Annotated in this window: 15 protein-coding genes and 2 pseudogenes; 10 read left to right on the forward strand and 7 right to left on the reverse strand. The window is 64.4% G+C overall.

Annotated elements, in window-relative coordinates; genetic code table 11:
- Nucleotides 1–148 precede the first annotated feature (148 nt).
- The 5 genes from ACNJYB_RS17745 to ACNJYB_RS17765 all read left to right on the forward strand — a co-directional run bounded on the left by ACNJYB_RS17745 (nt 149) and on the right by ACNJYB_RS17765 (nt 5752).
- Nucleotides 149–637, forward strand: coding sequence for an ABC transporter substrate binding protein (locus ACNJYB_RS17745; RefSeq protein ID WP_439375113.1), 489 nt, complete (start codon nt 149–151; stop codon nt 635–637).
- 533 nt (nt 638–1170) lie between these two features.
- On the forward strand, nt 1171–1473 hold the full coding sequence (locus ACNJYB_RS17750; protein WP_220003512.1) for a DUF485 domain-containing protein: 303 nt from the start codon (nt 1171–1173) through the stop codon (nt 1471–1473).
- Complete coding sequence (locus tag ACNJYB_RS17755) at nt 1470–3161, forward strand: cation acetate symporter (RefSeq protein WP_439375114.1); 1692 nt, start codon at nt 1470–1472, stop codon at nt 3159–3161. The genes ACNJYB_RS17750 and ACNJYB_RS17755 overlap by 4 nt, the downstream gene beginning before the upstream one ends.
- 115 nt (nt 3162–3276) lie before the next feature.
- On the forward strand, nt 3277–5079 hold the full coding sequence (locus tag ACNJYB_RS17760) for a putative nucleotidyltransferase substrate binding domain-containing protein (RefSeq protein ID WP_439375115.1): 1803 nt from the start codon (nt 3277–3279) through the stop codon (nt 5077–5079).
- A gap of 67 nt (nt 5080–5146) precedes the next feature.
- Nucleotides 5147–5752, forward strand: a complete 606-nt coding sequence (locus tag ACNJYB_RS17765; protein ID WP_439375116.1) for a 3'-5' exonuclease — start codon at nt 5147–5149, stop codon at nt 5750–5752.
- A gap of 103 nt (nt 5753–5855) precedes the next feature.
- Here ACNJYB_RS17765 and ACNJYB_RS17770 read toward each other — a convergent pair.
- Both ACNJYB_RS17770 and ACNJYB_RS17775 read right to left on the reverse strand, forming a co-directional pair.
- A pseudogene (locus ACNJYB_RS17770) lies at nt 5856–6569 on the reverse strand (ATP-binding cassette domain-containing protein); the annotation flags it as partial.
- Between the two features lie 185 nt (nt 6570–6754).
- The gene (locus ACNJYB_RS17775; protein ID WP_439375117.1) at nt 6755–7012 is read right to left on the reverse strand and encodes a sulfur globule protein precursor; all 258 of its coding nucleotides are present in this window, start codon (nt 7010–7012) and stop codon (nt 6755–6757) included.
- Between the two features lie 311 nt (nt 7013–7323).
- Here ACNJYB_RS17775 and ndk point away from each other — a divergent pair, with 311 nt between their 5' ends.
- Together ndk and ACNJYB_RS17785 are read left to right on the forward strand one after the other, a co-directional pair.
- Complete coding sequence (gene ndk, locus ACNJYB_RS17780; RefSeq protein WP_439375118.1) at nt 7324–7746, forward strand: nucleoside-diphosphate kinase; 423 nt, start codon at nt 7324–7326, stop codon at nt 7744–7746.
- Nucleotides 7747–7791: 45 nt separating this feature from the next.
- Nucleotides 7792–8652 (forward strand): TerC family protein, encoded by an 861-nt coding sequence (locus ACNJYB_RS17785; RefSeq protein ID WP_439375119.1) that lies wholly within the window; start codon nt 7792–7794, stop codon nt 8650–8652.
- Nucleotides 8653–8656: 4 nt separating this feature from the next.
- On the opposite strand, the gene ppx is transcribed toward ACNJYB_RS17785, so the two are convergent.
- From ppx to ACNJYB_RS17805, 4 genes are all read right to left on the reverse strand, one after another.
- Nucleotides 8657–10159: an exopolyphosphatase gene (ppx, locus tag ACNJYB_RS17790; protein ID WP_439375120.1), complete on the reverse strand. Its 1503-nt coding sequence runs from the start codon at nt 10157–10159 to the stop codon at nt 8657–8659.
- 15 nt (nt 10160–10174) lie between these two features.
- Complete coding sequence (locus ACNJYB_RS17795; protein WP_439375121.1) at nt 10175–12367, reverse strand: RNA degradosome polyphosphate kinase; 2193 nt, start codon at nt 12365–12367, stop codon at nt 10175–10177.
- A gap of 141 nt (nt 12368–12508) precedes the next feature.
- On the reverse strand, nt 12509–13186 hold the full coding sequence (locus ACNJYB_RS17800; protein ID WP_439375122.1) for a chromosomal replication initiator DnaA: 678 nt from the start codon (nt 13184–13186) through the stop codon (nt 12509–12511).
- 93 nt (nt 13187–13279) lie between these two features.
- Nucleotides 13280–13822 carry a CDP-alcohol phosphatidyltransferase family protein gene (locus tag ACNJYB_RS17805; protein WP_439375123.1) on the reverse strand — a complete coding sequence of 181 codons (543 nt, stop codon included), beginning with the start codon at nt 13820–13822 and terminating at the stop codon, nt 13280–13282.
- 154 nt (nt 13823–13976) lie between these two features.
- Here ACNJYB_RS17805 and purM point away from each other — a divergent pair, with 154 nt between their 5' ends.
- Complete coding sequence (purM, locus tag ACNJYB_RS17810) at nt 13977–15050, forward strand: phosphoribosylformylglycinamidine cyclo-ligase (protein ID WP_439375124.1); 1074 nt, start codon at nt 13977–13979, stop codon at nt 15048–15050.
- Complete coding sequence (purN, locus tag ACNJYB_RS17815) at nt 15050–15703, forward strand: phosphoribosylglycinamide formyltransferase (protein ID WP_439375125.1); 654 nt, start codon at nt 15050–15052, stop codon at nt 15701–15703. The genes purM and purN overlap by 1 nt, the downstream gene beginning before the upstream one ends.
- An 86-nt stretch (nt 15704–15789) precedes the next feature.
- On the opposite strand, the gene ACNJYB_RS17820 is transcribed toward purN, so the two are convergent.
- Nucleotides 15790–15996 carry a cold-shock protein gene (locus ACNJYB_RS17820; protein ID WP_008551638.1) on the reverse strand — a complete coding sequence of 69 codons (207 nt, stop codon included), beginning with the start codon at nt 15994–15996 and terminating at the stop codon, nt 15790–15792.
- 370 nt (nt 15997–16366) lie between these two features.
- Here ACNJYB_RS17820 and ACNJYB_RS17825 point away from each other — a divergent pair.
- Nucleotides 16367–17579, forward strand: a pseudogene (locus ACNJYB_RS17825) (autotransporter outer membrane beta-barrel domain-containing protein).
- Nucleotides 17580–17597 lie beyond the last annotated feature (18 nt).

The raw sequence follows: 17597 nt of genomic DNA on the forward strand, positions 1-17597 counted from the left end.
GATCCATAGATGGGTTGTCTCTGCACGGTGGCGTGGTCGAGCCTCTCGTTGGCGCAAGTACCCGCGCGCAGGCCCGTCGTCGCCGTTCTCGGCAGCGGCAGTGCACGGGGATGGGCCTCACTGACTAACGCGCTCCTGCGGAGAATCGGTGAACTCGGCTTCGTTGACGGGCAGAATCTCTCAGTCGAATACCGCTGGGCTGAAGGTCAGTACGACCGATTTGCCGGCATTTGCTGCCGATCTGGTTGAGCGGCAGTCGGCTGTGCTGGTCGCCTTCACGACACCGGCGGCGCTCGCGGCCAAGAAGGCGACGGCAGCAATTCCGATCGTGTTCACGACGATCGGCGACCCCGTGAATATCGGTCTCGTGCCCAGTCTCAGCCCGGTGGCCGGAAACGTCACAGGCGTGACGTCACTGAACGTGCAGGTGGTCTCGAAGCGGCTGGAGTTGATGCACGAATTGCTGCCGACATCGAAGGACATCGGGTTTCTGGTCAACCCAAGCAATCCGACGACCGACAATCAGCTGCGCGATATGCAGGCTGCGGCGGATGCACTGGGATTGCAGCTCCATGTCCTGCGTGCGAGCACCGTTGGCTCGATGAAGGGGTGCAGTGCGCAAGAAGGAGCTCGGTGAACGCTCCGTTGCCGGCACCGATATCCGCCCAGGCCAATCCGGGGCCAGGTGCCAGCCAGTCCAGGAAAAGGGTCCCGGCCAACCGGCTCCAGGGCGCCATGAAGCGCTCTAGGCCGCGCCGGCGGTGAACTTGATCGGTTCGGGTGTAGGCATTCAAGTTATCCCTTGATCTCTTGCATATCGCCTGCACCGGAAATCGCTTGCGATGAAAATTCAGCGCTGACGCAAAATCGCGTCCAACCTAACCGCAAACGTGCTGAAGCGACACGGGACATTTCAGCCGCCCATGCTGCTGGCCCGCGCCGATCCGCATGATCGAATTGCGGGACCCGTCTCGCCGTCTCGTCCCATTGCGTGCTCGCCCCGGGCCGTCGCTTCACGGCCCCGCGTCGACTTCATTCGCGCATGATCGACCGCGCTTGATCTGGATCATGGAGCTCAGCCGGCCGGCAGTGCAGGCTAGGACCGCTCCCCGAGAGAAGGGGCTGCTGTCATGGCAAGAATTTTCAGAGGACATTCCAGGGATCATTAATGTGAGCAACCTCGCAAAGATTGAACGCGACCCGAATTACCAGGAGCTCGTGCGCCGGCGCTCGTCGCTGGGCTGGCTGCTGTCGGCGGTCATGCTTGTCATCTATTTCGGCTTCATCCTGCTGGTGGCCTACGCTCCCAAATTTCTGGGAATACCGCTGGGCAGCGGCGTGACGACGATCGGTATTCCGATCGGACTGTCCGTCATCGTGCTCGCCTTTGTGCTGACGGGCATCTACGTCCGTCAGGCCAATTCCAGCTACGACGTGCTCATCCGCAAGATTGTCGAGGAGAACCGCTCGTGAAGAGATTCGCTTTTCTATCGGTATTTCTGCTTGCAAGCTTGCCCACCATAGCGCTTGCCGCCGGCGCCGTCGAAGGCGGCTCGAAGCAGGCGACCAACTGGTCGGCCATCGGCATGTTCGTAGGCTTCGTCGGCCTGACGCTCGTTATCACCTATTGGGCCGCCAAACGGACCGCTTCGGCGGCGGATTTCTACTCGGCCGGCGGCGGCATCACGGGATTCCAGAACGGGCTTGCGATCGCGGGCGACTACATGTCGGCGGCGTCGTTCCTCGGCATATCCGGTCTCGTCTACACCTCGGGCTATGACGGCCTGATCTACTCGGTCGGCTGGCTCGTGGGCTGGCCGATCGTCACCTTCCTGATCGCCGAGCAGTTGCGCAACCTCGGAAAGTTCACCTTTGCCGACGTCACGTCGTTTCGCTTGGGGCAGACCGAGATCCGCATCCTGGCGGCATGCGGCTCGCTGGTGACCGTTGCATTCTACCTGATCGCGCAGATGGTCGGGGCCGGCAAGCTGATCCAGCTTTTGTTCGGTCTCGATTACTGGATCGCAGTCGTCCTGGTCGGCGGCCTGATGATGATCTACGTGACGTTCGGTGGCATGAAAGCGACGACCTGGGTGCAGATCATCAAGGCGGTGCTCTTGCTCTCGGGGGCGACGTTCATGGCCGGCGCCGTCCTCTACAAGTTCGGCTTCAGCCCGGAAGCGCTGTTCACCAGGGCGACCGAGGTGCATCCCAAGAAGCTCGCGATCATGGAGCCCGGTACCCTGATTTCCAATCCGCTCTCGGCCATCTCGCTCGGCCTGGCGCTGATGTTCGGAACGGCGGGCCTGCCGCACATCCTGATGCGCTTCTTCACCGTGAAGGACGCCCAGGCCGCCCGCAAGTCGGTGTTCTACGCCACCGGCTTCATCGGCTATTTCTATATCCTGACCTTCATCATCGGATTTGGCGCGATCACGCTGGTGTCGACCGATGCGATGTTCCTGGATGGGAGCATCCTCGAGAAGACCAAGAGCGGAATCGCGGCAATCAAGGGCGGCTCCAACATGGCGGCGATTCACCTCGCGAACGCCGTCGGCGGCAACCTGTTCCTCGGCTTCATATCGGCCGTCGCCTTCGCCACCATCCTTGCCGTCGTCTCGGGGCTGGCTCTGGCGGGGGCGTCCTCCATCAGCCACGATCTCTACGGCATGGTGATCAAGGGCGGGAACGCGAACGAGCAGGACGAGATCCGCGTGTCGAAGATTGCGACACTGGTGCTCGGCGTGCTCGCGATCTTCCTGGGCATCGTGTTCGAGAACCAGAACGTCGCCTTCATGGTCGGTCTCGCTTTCGCCATCGCGGCCTCCTGCAATTTCCCCGTACTGGTGATGTCGATCTTCTGGAAGGGCCTGACGACGCGCGGAGCGGTGATCGGTGGCTTCCTCGGTCTGGTCAGCGCGGTTGTCGGCGTGGTGCTCTCGCCGGCGGTCTGGGAGGTGACGCTCGGCTTCGCCAAGGGCTCGGCTCCTGTCAAGCTGGACAATCCGGCGCTGTTCTCGATGGCCATCGCCTTCGCGGGGATCTGGCTGGTTTCAATGCTGGATCGCAGCAAGCGCGCCGCGATCGATCGCGACGGCTTTGATGCGCAATATGTCCGCTCCCAGACCGGTATCGGCGCGGCTTCAGCGACGGCTCACTGAACGAGGGTCCCGGGACAACGCTTCGCACCGGCTGGGCCAGTTGGCCTCGCCGGTGCTGATCGTTTGATTGTCGATCGTCGGGTCATCGGATGATCCGCGTCGTCGAAAGGTCGAAATGCCCAAGGCGTTCGATATCAGCAACCCGCCGTTCGATCGTCTGACGCCGAACGAGGCCGAGACGTTGCGGGCCGCGCTCGACATCGCCTACTTCAGTCCCGGAGAAGCGATCATCAGGCGGGACGCTCCGGCGGAGGCGCTCTATGTCGTGATCAAGGGCATCGTCGAGGAGCGGAGCGAGGTCGACCTGCTCGCATTGCTTGGGCCCAAGGACACGTTCGACAGTCGTGCGCTCGTTCATGATCATAACGGCCACCAGTTTTTCGCGCGCGACGAGACGCTCTGCTACGTGATCCCCAGGAAGGTCGCGCTCGATCTGATCAAAACCAATCCGCGCTTTGCCGCCTTCTTCTATCGCGAGATCTCCCAGAAGCTGGACGAGTTCGCCAACGATGAGGAGGCACGACGCTATGGCTCGCTGATGCATGCCAAGGTCGGTGAATTGTTCCTGCATCCGCCGGTGTTTCTGGCGGCCAGCGATACGATCGAGGCCGCCGGACACCTGATGCGCGAGATCAACAGCAATGCGCTGTTCGTCCGGGACGGCGAGCGGATCGGCATCGTCACAGGCATGAACCTGTCGAAAGCGGTGGTGCTGGGGCGCCAGTCCATCCAGACGGCGGTGGGCACCCTCGCCAATTACGACCTCGTGTCTCTGCGACGCGACGATTTCGTATCCTCGGCTCTCTTGCTGATGACCAAGCACAACAAGCGGCGGCTGGTGGTGCGCGAGGGCGAGGAGCTCGTCGGCATTCTGGAGGAGATCGACCTGCTGGGCTTTCTGGCAGGAAGCGCCCAGGTCACCGCCGGCCGCATCGATCGCGCCTCAAGCCGGCAGGATCTAGCCATTGCGGCGCGCGAGATCGAGACGCAAACGCGCGTGCTGCGGCGGCAGGGCGTCAAGGTGGAGGTCATTGCGGAGATCGTCTCCGATCTCAACCGCCGCCTGCTGTCACGGCTGTTCGACATGGTCGCGCCGGCGAAGCTGCGCACCGGGAGCTGCCTGATCGTGATGGGAAGCGAGGGGCGGGGAGAGCAGACCGTCCGCACCGACCAGGACAACGGCCTCATTCTGGCCGGGCCGGTGCAAGATGACGTGCTGGAGGCGTTCCGTCACGAATTCTTCGTCGCTCTCGAAAGCTTCGGATTTCCGCCCTGTCCCGGCGACATCATGGTGCGCAATCCGCAATGGTCCCGCCCGCTCTCCGATTATCTTGCAGATCTGCGCCGCTGGATCGTGCTTCCCGACCAGGCCGCGCACATGAATGTGGCCATCATCTACGATGCCCAGGCGATCGCGGGCGATCCGCAACTGCTGGACGATGCCAAGACGGCGCTGATCGATATGACTCGTGGTGAGCAGGCGTTCATGGCCCACTTTGCGCGCGCGGTCGACGCGTTCGAGACGCCGATCGGCCTCTTCAACAATCTGATCATGTCCGAGGGCACGGGGGACGCGCTCGATCTCAAGAAAGGCGGCATCTTCCCGATCGTGCACGGCGTTCGCAGCCTGGCGCTCGGACAGGGACTGCGCGAGACCTCCACCGACAAGCGCATCTCCCGGCTCTGTGATCTCGGCGTGCTGCAGGCGGACTTCGGACGCGACCTGAAACAGGCCTTCCGGTTCTTGCTGATGCTTCGCCTCGACGGGCAGCTGGCCGCCTCAGCCGGTGCATCGGGGACTCTGGTGAGACCGGCGCACCTGTCCAGCATGGAACGCCATCTCTTGCGCGATGCACTGCAGGTGGTGAAGAAGTTTCGCGAGATCGTCGGTCATCATTTCAAGCTCGGCATGTTCTAGAATGCTCCCTCGCGCGATCAAGCGACTGTTGCACCAGGCAACCCTGAGCGACCAATCATATCGCTTCATGTTCGACCGCCCGCCTGACGACGAGTTTGTCGTCATCGATTGCGAGACCACCGGCCTGAATGTGCGAACGGACGACGTCGTCGCCATCGCCGCGATCAAGATCCGCGGCAACCGGATTTTGACCAGCGCGCGTTTCGAAGCCATCATCCATCCCGACCGGGAGCTCGGGGCAGAGGCGATCAGGATTCACCGCTTGCGCCGGTCCGATGTCGAGGCTGCGCCGATCGTCTGGAAGGTGTTGCCGAGCCTTCTGCACTTCATCGGGCCGCGCCCGTTGATCGGCTACTATGTCGATTTCGACGTCGCCATGCTGGACAAGTACATCCTGCCGCTGGTGGGGATCGAACTGCCCAACGAACGCATCGAGGTGTCGCGGTTGTACTATGACCGCAAATACGGCGATGCGCCGCCAAACACCTCGGTGGATCTGTCATTCGCCGCAATCCTCCGCGACCTCAGCATTCCGCCCCTCGGACAGCATGACGCCTTCAACGACGCATTGATGACGGCGATGATGTTCGCGCAGTTGCGCGATCTCGCCCGGCGCGGCGTGCGCATCCCGCGCCAGCGGACCGGCCCGGTGTTCAATCCGATCGGGGCATGACCGGAGCCGGGGTGACCGGATGATTGCCCAGCAATTACAGACGGAAATGGTAAGGTATCATAAAACCGGGACTGTGCATGGGGTTGTTTCCGAGGTTCTGAAACTATCCCGCCGCCTCGTCGAACTGCGTGCTCGCCTCTAGCCATTGCTCTTCCGCCCGCGCCAGCGCGTCGGCGGCATTGGCGCGCGCCTTCGACAGTTGCGCGGCCTGCTTGGGATCGCGCGTGAAAATGTCGGGCAGGGCAAGCGCCGTGTCGATCTTGGCGATGATGTCGCTGACGCGGGCGATCTCGGCTTCGGCTTCCGCGATGCGCTTCTTCAGCGAGCCGCGATTGTCCGATTTCGGGCGCTGCGGTTTTTCGCTCGGAGCACTGCGCTCGCGCGGGGCGGATTCGGCGTTGCGCGTCGACAGAACGAGACGGCGGTACTCGTCGAGGTCGCCCTCGTAATTGGTGACGGTGCGGTCGGCGACGATCCAGAGCCGCTCGGCGCAGGCCTCGATCAAATAGCGATCGTGCGAGACCATGATCACCGCGCCGGGAAATTCATTGATCGCCTCCGCGAGCGCGCCGCGGCTGTCAATGTCGAGATGGTTGGTCGGCTCGTCCAAAATGATCATGTTGGGGCCGAAGAAGGTGGCAAGGCCGAGGAGGAGCCGCGCCTTCTCCCCGCCCGACAATTTGCCGGCCTTGGTGTCGGCTGCCTTGCCCGAAAAGCCGATCGCGCCGGCGCGCGCCCGCACCTTGGCTTCGGGCGCATCGCCCATCAGCTTGCGGACGTGGTCGTAGGCGGAGGCGTCCTCGTTGAGCGAAGTCATTGGCCCCCCAAATGGTTTCGCCGTTCTCGGGGGATGTCCGACGTTCTAGCAAAAATTGTATGTCCTCGTCCTGGCTGCCCAAAATGAGGCCCCGGCGGGGGGGGGGGATCGCCGGGGCCTCTCCAGAGGGGTACCTGGGGGGCATAGGTACCTTTGGAAGGTGCTTTAAGAAGGTGCTGTCGGGCTCAGTAGCAGCGGTTGATCAGCCGCCAGCGGGGTCCCCAGGGGGTCGGGACCAGCCGGCGCACGTAGCAGCCGCCATAACCGTAGGAGACGGGGGCATAGGCATAGAAGCGCGGGCCACCCCAGCCGTAGCCGTGGTGCCAGCCGCCTCCGTGCCAGCCCCAGCCGCCGCCATGCCAATGTGCGGAGGCCGAGGTCGGTGCCAGCGCGGCACCCAGCGCGACCGCGGCAACGGCGGCAAGCGAAAGTTTCCTCAACATGGTGATCTCCTCAAAACTGCCGGCGCGGGGCTATCGCGTCGATGGAAAGGCCGCCGAAACGTTCCGCCCTTGATCAAGCTTCGGTTTCGATAAGCCCGACCTTACGCCAGCGAGGCTGAACCAAACCCTGAATGGTGGCTTCAGATTCGGTTCATCTGGGTGAAATCTCGGTAATTCACCCAAAATCCGATTGGGCTGCCCTGCGGCGAAGCGCCCGTGTGGGGTGTCTGGCGGTCGCTTGCCGTCCGGCAAAGGCGCCGATATAAGCCCCCGCAACTCCGAACCACCGCTTTCTTCCCAAGGACAAGATAATGGCCATCGAACGCACTTTCTCGATCATCAAGCCCGACGCGACCGAGCGTAACCTGACCGGCGCGGTCAATGCCGTGATCGAGAAGGCGGGCCTGCGCATCGTCGCGCAGAAGCGCATCCGCATGACCAAGGAACAGGCCGAGACCTTCTATGCAGTCCACAAGGCCCGTCCGTTCTTCGGCGAGCTCGTCGAGTTCATGACTTCGGGCCCGGTCGTGGTGCAGGTGCTCGAGGGCGAGGGCGCGATCGCCAAGTATCGCGAAGTGATGGGCGCGACCGATCCGGCAAAGGCCGCCGAAGGCACCGTCCGCAAGCTTTACGCAAAGTCGATCGGCGAGAATTCGGTGCACGGTTCTGACGCGCCGGAGACCGCCGCGATCGAGATCGCGCAGTTCTTCTCGGGCAACGAGATCGTCGGCTGATTCGTCAGCCGAAACACTTAAGTTGACGGGGGATAAGGACTCATTGTGAACTGGCTCTGGCAGATCTTCGATCCCGCTGCGATCGGGGCATTCTTCACCCAGTTCCGCAATGAGATGGCCGAGCCGACGTTCTGGATTGCGGTCGGCAAGATCATCTGGATCAACATCCTGCTCTCCGGCGACAACGCGCTGGTGATCGCACTTGCCTGCCGCGGCCTCAAGCCGCGGCACCGGCTCTGGGGCATGATCCTGGGCGCCGGCGCGGCCGTGCTGCTGCGGATCATCTTCACCGGCATCGTCGCGAGCCTGATGGAGCTCCCGTACCTCAAGCTCGTCGGCGGTCTCGCGCTGATCGTGATTGCGGCCAAGCTGCTGGTGCCGGAAAACGAGGATGAGGACGACGTCGAGTCCGCCTCGCATCTGTGGCAGGCGGTGCAGATCGTCGTCGTCGCCGACATCGTCATGAGTCTCGACAACGTCATTGCGGTCGCCGCCGCCGCCAATGGCAGCGTGCCGCTGCTGATCCTCGGCCTTGCCATCAGCGTGCCCCTGATCGTCGCCGGTGCGGCCTTGATCATGGCGCTGCTCGCCAAGCTGCCGGTGCTGGTGTGGGCCGGTGCTGCGCTGCTCGGCTGGATCGCTGGCGAGGTGATCGCGACCGACCCCGGCGTGGCGCCGAGGCTGCACACGCTGTTCGACGGCCCGCTCGGTGCCTCGCTGGACAAGATCCTCGCCGGCTTGCGCATCCCGCTGCAATTCGGCCATGGCGGGTCGGGCGGCGAATATCTCTGTGCGGCGCTCGGTGTCGTCGTCGTGCTGGTCGTCGGCACGATCTGGCGACGGCGTAGCCTGAGTGCGGCCGCGCTGGAATCCTCCGAGCGGCACGCCAAGGCGTCGGCGGAGTAGTTCTTTAGCGCCGGACGATGGAGCCGGCGCGTCCGACAAGGCGAGCGAGCTGCTTGAAGCGGCTGCCGACGCGGTCGGCGACGAGATCCACGAGCCGGTGCTCGAACACCAGCATCAATTTGCGGCCCTGGGTACGGAAATGCGTGGCGGTCAAGACGCCCGGCCGCGCCGCCGAGATCAGATGCGCGACGCGGAACGCCGCGCCGAGCAGGCGGGCGCGCTCGAGCTGCGCCGGCGTCAGCAGCTCCTGCATGGTGACCGGCGGCTGGTTCTCCTCACTGAGACCCGCATAGCGATAGAACACCGACAGGCCGACGAAGGCGCGCTCGGTGTGGGTGATCGCACCGAAATTGCCGTTGACGACGAGGCTGAGCGTCTGCTCGCCCCGGTGATCGGGGTGCACGCGCCAGCCGATGTCGGAGAGCAGGCAGGCGGTGTGGCGCAGGCGGCGATCCTCCTCGGTCTCGCGCAGCTTCACCACGCGCACGAGGCGATCGGTCCAGGCGATCAGCTCGCGGGCGTGCCTGGCCGAGCGCGACAGCAGCTCATTGAGCTCCTCCGCCGCGCAGATCAGTCCGTCCTTGTTGCGCTCGGCCTCCGGCAGCTTCTCGTGCAAGAGGCCCTCGCGCACGCCGAAGGTCGAGAACACGATCGTCTTGGGCTTCGCCACGCGGATGATGTGCTCGAGCACCAAGGCCGCATAGGTGAGGAGCGGGCGGCGTGCGTCAGCGACGATCTCGATGTCGGCGAGCATGTCGGCGGCCGCCAGACGCCGCAGCCTGCGAGAAAAGTCGAGCGCCTCGGCTGCGGAAATCGAATAGCCGTGCATCACCTGGAGCGGATAGCCGCTCTGGATGATGTGGATGCGCGCGAGCGCGCGCCAGGTGCCGCCGACGGCGTAGAAGGCGCGGCCGCGGCCGGCAGTGAGCAGCTGCACCTCGTCGAGCTCCTCGCGCACGATACGGTCGGCGCGCTTGAGCGATTTGTGGGCGAGGTCCTGCAGCGCGAGGCCGCCGAGCGGCAGCGTGACGCCGCTGCGCACGCTGTTCCTGCGCACGTCGATCAGCTCGAGCGAGCCGCCGCCGAGGTCGCCGACGATGCCGTCGGGATGGTGGATCCCGGAGATTACGCCAAGCGCCGACAGCCGCGCCTCGCGCGGACCCGACAGGATCTCGATCTTGACGGCGCAGATGCGCTCGGCCTTCGCGATGAAGTCGGGGCCGTTGGAGGCGTCGCGGCAGGCGGCAGTGGCGATCGCGAACACCCGACCGACCTGCATCACGCGGCACAGCGCGCGGAAGCGCTTGAGCGAGGTCAGCGCCTTGTCGACGGCATCGGGCGCGAGCAGGCCCGTGCTCTGCACCTCGCGCCCGAGGCCGCACAGCGTCTTTTCGTTGAAGATCGGAATGAGGCTCCGCGCCAGCGCCTCGTAAACGACGAGACGTACCGAGTTGGAACCGATGTCGATGACCGCGACAGTGCCGCCGCGCTTGCGCGGCCGCGTCACGTCAGGGATCCCGGATCAGGAGTGATGACGTTCATTCCGGCGCGTGAGACGGCGCGGCGAGGATTCCTTGAGCGACTTTCCACGGCCAGACAGACTCGGATTTGTCATGAAGTAGTTGTGGACGTTGAAAGGCTCCTCGCCCTTCGCCGCCTTCATACGCGTTGAGGAACCGTCCGGCAACAACTGCCAGCTCTGCTCATTGTCCTTCAGATTCGCGACCATGATCTGTTCGAGAACCTGCTGATGCACCGTGGGATTTTGCAGCGGACACAGCACCTCGACGCGGCGGTCGAGGTTGCGCGGCATCATGTCGGCCGAGGAGATATACACAGCCGCTTTCGCGCTCGGCAGGCCCTGACCCATGCCGAAGCAGTAGATTCGGCCGTGTTCCAGGAAGCGTCCGATGATCGACTTGACGCGGATGTTCTCCGACAGGCCGGGAATGCCGGGCCTGAGGCAGCAGATGCCGCGCACCACCAGCTCGACCTGCACGCCGGCCTGCGAGGCCTCGTAGAGCGCGTCGATGATGTCGGGATCGACCAGCGCATTCATCTTCATCCAGACCGCGCCGGGACGGCCGTGCCGCGCATGCGCGGTCTCGCCCTGGATGTGCTCGATGATGCGCTTGCGCAGCGTCAGCGGTGATACCGCCATTTTTTCCAGATCGCTCGGCGCGGCATAGCCCGTGATGAAGTTGAACACGCGCGCCGCATCGCGGCCGATGGTCGGATCCGAGGTGAAGTAGGAGAGATCGGTATAGATACGCGCGGTGACCGGGTGGTAGTTGCCGGTGCCGGTGTGAACGTACGTCGTGAGGCTACCGCTTTCACGGCGGACCACCATCGAGAGCTTTGCGTGCGTCTTCAATTCGAGGAAGCCGTAGACGACCTGCACGCCGGCGCGCTCCAGGTCGCGCGCCCAGCGGATGTTGGCCTCCTCGTCGAAGCGCGCCTTCAGCTCGATCAGCGCGGTGACGGACTTGCCGGCTTCGGCAGCCTCCGCCAGCGCGCGCACGATCGGCGAGTTGTTGGAGGTGCGGTAGAGCGTCTGCTTGATCGCGACGACGTCGGGGTCGCGCGCGGCCTGCTGCAGGAACTGGACGACGACATCGAAGGATTCATAGGGATGGTGGACGATCAGGTCCTTCTGCCGGATCGCGGCAAAGATGTCGCCCCCATGCTCGCGAACGCGCTCGGGATGGCGGGGCACGTAAGGGGTGAATTCGAGGTCGGGCCGATCTAGGCGGGTGAGCTGCGAGAGCTCGTTCATCGCCTGCACGCCGTCGACCAGGAACACCTCGTCGTCGGCGGCCGAGAGCGCATGCTGCACGAAGTTGCGCAACTCTTCGGGCATCTTGGCGTCGATCTCGAGCCGGATCACCGATCCGCGGCGGCGGCGCTTCAGCGCGGTCTCGAACAGGCGGACGAGGTCTTCGGCCTCTTCCTCGATTTCGAGCTCGGAGTCGCGGATGATGCGGAAGGCGCCCTGGCCGCGCAAATTGTAGCCGGGGAACAGGCGGTTGATGAACAGGGCGGTTGCCTGTTCCAGCGAAATCAGCCTGACGGCCTTGCCCTCGGAGGGTAGGCGGATGAAGCGGTCGATCTTGCCGGGCATGCGGATCAGCGCGTTCATCTGCTTGCCGTCGGCAGCGCGGGTGAGCTGGAGCGCGATGGTGAAGCCGAGGCTCGGAATGAACGGGAAGGGGTGGGCCGGGTCGATCGCCAGCGGCGTCAGCAGCGGGAAGACGTTGTTGAGGAAGTAGTCCTCCACCCAGGTCCGTTCCGGCTTGGTGACGTCCTTGCCGTCCACCAGGACGATGCCGACGTGGGTCAGCGTGCCGCGCAGGTCGCGCCAGATCGCCTGCTGGTCCGAGGCGAGCTGGGACACGGTGCGGTTGATCAGCGCGAGCTGCTCGGCCGGCGTCAGGCCGTCGGGGCTCCGCTCGGCGATGCCCTCGCGCACCTGTGCCTTGATGCCGGCGACGCGGACCATGAAGAATTCGTCGAGGTTGTTTGCCGAAATCGACAGGAATCGCACCCGTTCCAGCATCGGATGGCTCGGATTGACCGATTCCTCCAGGACGCGGCGGTTGAAATGCAGCCAGGACAGTTCGCGGTTAATGAACCGTTCGGGGCTCGATGCGATCGCCGGGAGGCCCTCGGTCTCCGCGGCTTTTTCTTTGATTTCAACGGCTTGCGCAGAGTCCATGAGAGGTCGATCCATCCAGTTCACCCCAATTTGCGACTTATGCGCAAAACCGGCGGGAGCATGTGTTAGAGCGATGACGTTTCGATGACATTGATGTTCCGCCGCTCCGCGCCGTCAAGCAGTGTGAGGACCGGGCGAGGGTCAGGCGTCCCGCAGCAGCTCGGCGGCCAGGGCCCGGGTGACGGGCCGGCCGAGGCGCAGGGCCTCGCTGTCGAGCAATTCCACTGCCTGCCGGGCCGCCGCCGAGGACCGCTCCAGCCGGGTGGCGAGGTAGCCGACCACGCTCTCGTCCACAATGAGCTGGCGATCGGCGCAGAATTTGACGATGAGGCCGCGGAACAGCTGGTCGTCGGGCGTCAGCAGCGTGACCACAGGCACGGCGCGCAGCCGCGAGCGCAGGTCGCGGAGCTCGATATCGAGCGAGGCCGGTGCGTCACGTCCGGTGAAGAGGACGAAGGCGCCGTCCTCGCGGGCGAGATTCATCAGGTGGAAGAGGGCGCGTTCGTCAAAATTTTTCGCCCTGAGATCCTCGACCACCAGGGCACCGGTGGCGAGCGCGGTCGGAACGCCCGCAGCGGTGAGAGCATTGGCGGTGGTCGACCGAGCGCCGGCCTCCTCGGCCCAGATCGCGGCGAGATGGCTCTTCCCGCTGCCTTCGGGCCCGGCCAGCCACATGATGCGGTTCGGCCATTCCGGCCAGCCGTCGATCAAGCCGAGGCCGGCGGCGTTGGCAGGGCCTTCGAGGAAATTGTCCCGGCTGAGGCTCTCCGCATGCGGAAGCGAGAATGCCAATTGTCGGGGGTGAACGCGGCCTGCCACGCTAGCTTTGCTCCGTGCCGGCGCGCCGGCTTGGTTTGACGAGATTCGACTTGATCGAGCGGGAGTTGGCCTTTTGCGGGGCCGCGTCCCATCTCATTTGGCCTCGATCGTGCTCATGTGCCGCAGCCACTCGACGAGGTAGAGCGACACGGAGGAGAGCGTGAAGACCGTGACGAGGCCCATCATGATCATATCATAGGGCTCAGGCCTGAAGCCGAAGGCAAGAGACGCCAGCACCAGGGCGGCGTAGGCGACCTGGGCGGCTGTGTTTAGCTTGGATACTTTCGATGGCTTCATCTCGACCGGCTTGTCGAACAGCCAGGACACGATCACGGCTGCGACGATCATGATATCGCGCGACACAACAAGGATCACGACCCATCGCGGGATGTCGCCCCAGATGCCGAGCGCCAGGTAGATCGACACCAGCAGCGCCTTGTCGGCGAGCGGATCCAGCAGGGCACCGAGCTCGCTCGCCATATTGAAGCGCTTGGCCAGGAAGCCGTCGACGGCGTCGCTGATGCCCGCAATCAGGAAGACGGCAAACGCCACCTCCATTTGGCTGGACACGATGGCCCAGACGATGATTGGGACCAGCATGATGCGGCCCAGGGTAATGATGTTCGGAATACTCACGCAGCGCTTCCCGGCACCGGTCTCACCTCAAATCCGGCCCGTCGGAGGCTGAACCGGTTGATATGTCTACATAGTATAGGGAGGAGCGCCTTGCGAGCCATTGCGCGTCCCCGGAATTCGACGTAACCAGCCGCAAACCCACTGGAAATCGGGCATGACCGACCGCAAAAACGGCCTCACTTACGCCGATTCAGGCGTCGATATCGACGCGGGCAACCGCCTGGTCGACCTGATCAAGCCCATGGTGCGCGCCACCGCGCGGCCGGGCGCGGATGCCGAGATCGGCGGCTTCGGCGGCCTGTTCGATCTCAAGGCCGCCGGCTTCAAAGACCCTGTCCTGGTTGCCGCCACCGATGGCGTCGGAACCAAGGTGAAGATCGCGATCGAGACCGGCCTGCACGGCGGGATCGGCATCGACCTCGTCGCCATGAGCGTCAACGATCTCGTGGTGCAGGGCGCCGAGCCGCTGTTCTTCCTCGACTATTTCGCCTGCGGCAAGCTCGACCCGGAGGCCACGGCCGCGATCGTCGCGGGCGTTGCCGAAGGCTGCCGCGAATCCGGCTGCGCCCTGATCGGCGGCGAGACGGCCGAGATGCCCGGCCTCTACAAGGACGGCGATTACGACCTCGGCGGCTTTGCCGTCGGCGCCGCTGAGCGCGGTACCTTGTTGCCGCGCAAGGATATCGCCGCGGGCGACGCCGTGATCGGCCTCGCGTCGTCGGGGGTGCACTCGAACGGCTTCTCACTCGTGCGCAAGATCGTGGAACAATCCGGCATCGGCTTCGAGGCCCAGGCGCCGTTCGCGCCCGTCATGACGCTCGGCGGCGCGCTGCTGACGCCGACCAAGCTCTACGTCAAATCCTGCCTGCGGGCGATCCGCGAGACCGGCGCGGTGAAGGGGCTCGCCCATATCACGGGCGGCGGCTTCACCGACAATATTCCGCGCGTGCTGCCGCAGAATCTCGGCGTCGGCATTGACCTCGCGCGGCTGCCGGTGCTCCCGGTGTTCAAATGGCTGGCGGCGCAGGCCGGCATTGCCGAGTTGGAGATGCTGCGGACCTTCAACTGCGGCATCGGCATGATCGCGATCGTCGACCCCGACAAGGTCGACAAGGTGATCCAGGTGTTCACGGACGCCGGCGAGACCGTGGCGCGGCTCGGCACCGTGATTCCGGCCGAGGGCGAGCATCGCGTCGTCTATAACGGTCACCTCGATCTGGCGCTGTGATGAAGCGCCGCGTCGCCATCCTGATCTCCGGTCGCGGCTCCAACATGGCCGCGCTGATCAAGGCAGCCGCTGGCGCGGATTTCCCGGCGGAGATCTCGCTCGTCATCTCGAACAAGGCCGATGCGCCCGGGCTCGAACGGGCCAAGGCGAGCGGGGTCAACACGCTGGTGATCGAGAGCAAGCCGTTCGGCAAGGACCGCGCCGGGTTCGAGAAGGTGCTGCAGGCCGCCCTCGACCAGCACGGCATCGAGCTGATCTGCCTCGCCGGCTTCATGCGCCTGTTCACGGCCGAGTTCACCAAAGCCTGGTACGGGCGGTTGCTCAACATCCATCCCTCGCTGCTGCCGTCGTTCCCCGGCCTCGACCCGCACGGCCAGGCCCTGCGCGCCGGCGTGAAGCTGTCGGGCGCGACGGTGCACTTCGTGATCCCCGAGACCGATGCCGGCCCGATCGTGATGCAGGGCGCGGTTCCCGTCGGCGACCACGACACCGCGGACACGCTGTCGGAGCGCATCCTTGAAGTCGAGCACCGCATCTATCCCGAGTCGCTGCGGCTGCTCGCGACCGGCAAGGTCCGGATCGAGGGCGATGTCTGCAAGACCGCGGGCAGCTCTGCGACGGAGAATTTTCTGGTTGCGCCGGTGGTGAGCTGAAGCGCATTTGCGTTTCGTCTCCCCAAACAAAATCCCCCGGCAGAGCCGGGGGCAACGTCATGATCTCTCGCGCGTGGCGAGAGAAGTCAGGAGACCTTGAGGTTCTCCGCGGATGATTTGCCGCGATTCTCCACGAGGTCGTATTCAACCACCTGGTTCTCGTTGAGGGTCGAGAGTCCGGCGCGCTCGACGGCGGAGATGTGGACGAACACGTCCTTGTCGCCACCATTCGGCTTGATGAACCCATAGCCCTTGGTCGGGTTGAACCATTTGACGGTGCCCTTTTGCGGCATCCTCAGTCTCCTCCACTAGATAGAAAAAAGACGCGGCCGCTTTTCGCGTGCCACGCCACAAACGGGCTTCCGGAAGTCTGTTCGAGTCTCATCGTCGCGAAACGCACAGCCGAGCGGCCAATTCCGATTGTGTCGGATATTGCAACATGAAAATCGCGCGTTAGCAAGCCGCGCGCGATTTTCAAGAGCGGGGCGGGTGCCGTTGTCTGCTATTTGCGACCTGTGGCCGCGGAACCACAATCGAGGCAATAGGCTCGGTAACGGCGTGCCAACAGGTTGACCCTCCGTGGCAGTTCGGCACAAATCGCCGCACACGCGAGCCGCTCGTGTTGCATTTTTGCGGACGCCCTTTACTTCGGGATTAGTCGTCATGCGCTGCACCTCGCGGCCCACCGGGATACGGCAGATCGGGCTGGACCGGGTCCGGGGGATCGCGGCAGCGATTGCCAAAGCCCTTGCGGCCGTGGCGGTCACGCTGGTCGTGACAATGTGGGCGGCGGCCTCCGTCCTCGCGCAAACTCCGACGCCCACGCCGACCCCGACGCCGACGCCGACCGCGACCCCCACGCCGACCCCGACCGCGACACCCACGCCGTCGCCGGCCCCGGTCCCGATGCCCACCTCGACCAATTACAATCAGTCGGCCGGCAACAGCATGCTCAATTCCGGTTCGGGATTTCTGGAGCGGCTGGGCAACCAGGCCTCCAGTGGTTTCAACCGGTCGTTCCGGACCAATCCCGGCGGAGGCGGCGCGTCCGCAAGCACGGAAGATCCCCGCTACCGCACCTGGTTGGAGGGCTACGACGTCTCGGTCCGCACCGAGGCCCAAGGCGACTTCGTCGGCGACAAGCGCAAAACCTTTGGCGGTGTCGCCGGCTTCGGCGCGCGGATTGCGCCGGGGGTCAACATCGGCTTCTCCATCGATCAGAGCCACACCGACATCGACGTGCCGCTCGCGCTGCAGTCGGCAACGCTCGACCTAACCCAACTCGGCTTCAACGGCTCGGTCGACAAGGGCCCGTGGACCTGGGCATTCGCGGTGGTACATGGTTTCGGCAGGGTCCATTCCAGCCGCGATACCGGCTTCGGCCTTGCCACCGCCGGTTATCGCGCCGCGGTCGACGGCGCGCTGACCGAGGTCAGTTACTACTGGACCAGGGATCAGATGCGCATCGTGCCCAAAGGAGCGCTGGAATATGTACGCGCCACCAGCGCAGCGTTCCAGGAGGCCGGCGGGCTCGATCCGCTCAATGTGGGCTCGACGGCGCTCTCGCGCGCACGCGTGATGATCGGGGCGGAGATCGGGCGATATTTCATCTTCGACCAGAAGCTCCTGGACCTGTCGGCCTATGGCAAGTTCGTCGACAATTTCTACCAGAACCTGGGATCGGTGCAGGTCAGCCTCGGGACCCAGAGCATCGTCGTTGCCCGGCATTGGCGAGAGCCGTTACGGCATGGACACGGGTGGCTCGGCCTCGCTCAGCCTGACCAACACGGCGCGACTCTACATCAACTACGACGGCAAGTTCCGCAAGGAGCTCACCTCGCACCAGGGCACGGTCGGCTTCGAATCCAGGTGGTGAGCTGAGCTCGCCTTTGCC

It is taken from the genome of Bradyrhizobium sp. SMVTL-02 (genome assembly GCF_051853005.1).
Classification (GTDB): Bacteria; Pseudomonadota; Alphaproteobacteria; order Rhizobiales; family Xanthobacteraceae; genus Bradyrhizobium.

Coding starts and splice junctions, on each gene's coding strand:
- ACNJYB_RS17760 (WP_439375115.1), top strand. CDS start 3,277: ATGCCCAAGGCGTTCGATATCAGCAACCCGCCGTTCGATCGTCTGACG.
- ACNJYB_RS17765 (WP_439375116.1), top strand. CDS start 5,147: ATGTTCGACCGCCCGCCTGACGACGAGTTTGTCGTCATCGATTGCGAG.
- ACNJYB_RS17775 (WP_439375117.1), bottom strand. CDS start 7,012: ATGTTGAGGAAACTTTCGCTTGCCGCCGTTGCCGCGGTCGCGCTGGGT.
- ndk (WP_439375118.1), top strand. CDS start 7,324: ATGGCCATCGAACGCACTTTCTCGATCATCAAGCCCGACGCGACCGAG.
- ACNJYB_RS17795 (WP_439375121.1), bottom strand. CDS start 12,367: ATGGACTCTGCGCAAGCCGTTGAAATCAAAGAAAAAGCCGCGGAGACC.
- purM (WP_439375124.1), top strand. CDS start 13,977: ATGACCGACCGCAAAAACGGCCTCACTTACGCCGATTCAGGCGTCGAT.
- purN (WP_439375125.1), top strand. CDS start 15,050: ATGAAGCGCCGCGTCGCCATCCTGATCTCCGGTCGCGGCTCCAACATG.
- ACNJYB_RS17820 (WP_008551638.1), bottom strand. CDS start 15,996: ATGCCGCAAAAGGGCACCGTCAAATGGTTCAACCCGACCAAGGGCTAT.